The organism is Streptomyces sp. NRRL B-24572 (genome assembly GCF_002156145.1).
Classification (GTDB): Bacteria; Actinomycetota; Actinomycetes; order Streptomycetales; family Streptomycetaceae; genus Streptomyces; species Streptomyces vietnamensis.
Genome location: NZ_MWIG01000869.1, coordinates 1 through 877, shown reverse-complemented (window position 1 = coordinate 877; position 877 = coordinate 1). Strand labels below are relative to the sequence as shown.

Below are 877 nucleotides of genomic sequence, written 5' to 3'. Positions count from 1 at the left end.
AGGGCGGCGCGGTCCTCGACGACGTGCGGCATGACGTCCTCGTGGGGGAGGACGATGCCCTCGGCCGGGGCGGAGAGCTCCAGGGCGCCGATGACGCCGCGCTGGAGGATGCCGTCGCCCTGCTGCTCGTACACGTAGAGCGCGGGCTCCGGGTCCGGGGCGAGGACGCCGTCCGCGAGCCAGCGGTCGAGGGTGACGGCGGCCTTGCGGTGGCGGGTGCCGGCGGTGATCGCCTGAGGCAGGATCAGCCGGACGATGTTGTGCGGGTCCGCGGACTCCAGGTGGAGCAGGCCGTCAGGTCGTACGACGACGTCGTAGGGAGGGGACGTCACGGCGGCGAGGCTGCCGACCCGCTCGGGGACGTAACGGAGTCCGCGGAACGGGGTCAGGCGCAGGCCTGTGGCGTCGTCGCGGACGTCGTCGGCCGCGTGACCTGAGGTGTTCATCTCGTCATCGTATGTGGCCGGTGGGCATGAGCGATGATCGGGGGAGCGGGGGAATTCCACCCGGTGATCTGAGGAGTGTGCGGTGACGGTGCGGAACGGCCAGAGGAAGTACCCCGGAGGCAGCGCGGTCGCGTTGAGCGAGGCGTACGACACGGCGCTCCTGGACCTGGACGGCGTCGTGTACTTCGCGGGCGGGGCGGCGATCCCGTACGCGGTGGAGGCGCTGGGCGCGGCGCGGGCCGGCGGGATGCATCTGGCGTACGTCACCAACAACGCGCTGCGGACGCCCGCTGAGGTGGCGGAGCACCTGACGGAGCTCGGTGTGTCGGCGGAGGCCGGGGACGTGGTCACCTCGGCGCAGGCGGTGGCCCGGCTGATCGCCGACGACGTGCCGGCCGGGTCCCGGGTGCTCGTCGTCGGCGATCAGCCGG

1 protein-coding gene and 1 pseudogene are annotated in these 877 nt (G+C 72.7%); one reads left to right on the top strand and one right to left on the bottom strand.

The features are described 5' to 3' along the window. The coding region (locus tag CCN56_RS37465; protein WP_143664757.1) for a DUF1015 family protein at nt 1-446 on the bottom strand (446 nt) is incomplete at its 3' end. Nucleotides 447-528: 82 nt separating this feature from the next. On the opposite strand from CCN56_RS37465, the pseudogene CCN56_RS37460 reads away from it, so the two are divergent. Next, nucleotides 529-877, top strand: a pseudogene (locus tag CCN56_RS37460) (HAD family hydrolase); the annotation flags it as partial.